Below are 1,055 nucleotides of genomic sequence, written 5' to 3'. Positions count from 1 at the left end.
GACAACCTCTCGTTCGTGCTGGGCGAAGACATGATCGTCCGGAAGCTGAAGTTCCTGGACGGCGCACTCGACAAGCTGGAGCACATCGACGAGGACGGCCGCCGCGCTGAGCTCGACGCGCGCTTCGCGCTGCAGAGCGGTGAGATCCGCCGCCTGTTCCTGCTGCTGGAGGCTGCATTCAAGCTCTCCAAGGCGGAGGCCTGACCATGGCCGACCAGTTCAACATCCGCTTCTGCGTCGAAACCAACTGGCCCAAAGGCCGCCGGCGGCGCGCTGGGGAAGCCGGCCTCACCGGCATGGATTGGGAGTGCTTCAGCCCGTTGCCCTTCCTGCCGCGCAAGGACGACATGCTCAAGCTCCACGCAGACGACGAGTTCCGCTGCGTGGAGCAGGTGTTCATCTACGCCGATGAAGATCCGCACAAGGTCGAGGTGTTCTTCGCGTTCCAGGACGACGCTCAGCACGCCGCGCTGATCGAGGCTGGCTGGCGGGAGGTGCGCTGATGAAGCTCACCAAGATGGCAGACGTCGTGACCGTCATCCGCGGCGGTGGCCACGTCCGCAAGATGGGCCAAGGCGCCCTGCTTTCACTGCACGACGCCGACGGCAAGGAAATCAGCGCCTGGCAGAACGCAATCAAAGCCGCGGTGACCTTGCTTCGTTACACGCCGCGTGAGTTTGAGGAATGCGCGGATGTCGTTGCCGACCTGGCCAGCATTGATACCGGCACGCGTCGATTCCTGTCCATTCGCGCGCGACTGAAAGAGCTCGACGAGTACTTCCACCTCACCGGTCGTAGCCCCCCGCGGTTCTGTCTCGAGCCGCAGGCCTATGAGGCCGCTCTGCGCTGCGTGAACGACGGCATCCGCGTCAGCGCACGAACGGCCGCGCGCGATGCGAATGAACGACGTAAGGCCGAGAAACAGCGCGGGCCGCGTATCAAGCCCGTGATCGTGCCGGCCACCGGCTTGAGCTGGCGCGGCATCCCGATCGTCGAGGGCCCCGCGTACTCGAAGCACCGCCCGTTCGACTTCACCCCGCTACCCACCACGTCAT

General features: G+C 64.8%; 2 protein-coding genes and 1 pseudogene. All 3 read left to right on the top strand.

The genetic code is table 11. The features are described from left to right. Positions 1-204, top strand: a 204-nt coding sequence (rdgC, locus tag LR961_RS19090; RefSeq protein ID WP_232151556.1) for a recombination-associated protein RdgC, incomplete at its 5' end; no start/stop codon positions are given. 2 nt (positions 205-206) lie between these two features. Next, complete coding sequence (locus LR961_RS19085) at positions 207-503, top strand: hypothetical protein (RefSeq protein WP_232151555.1); 297 nt, start codon at positions 207-209, stop codon at positions 501-503. Then, positions 503-1,055, top strand: a pseudogene (locus LR961_RS19080) (hypothetical protein); the annotation flags it as partial. The gene LR961_RS19085 and the pseudogene LR961_RS19080, both read left to right, overlap by 1 nt.

Origin of the sequence: Stenotrophomonas sp. SY1, assembly GCF_021202945.1 — a bacterium.
Taxonomy (GTDB): Bacteria; Pseudomonadota; Gammaproteobacteria; order Xanthomonadales; family Xanthomonadaceae; genus Stenotrophomonas.
This window is presented reverse-complemented; position numbering and strand designations above follow the sequence as displayed.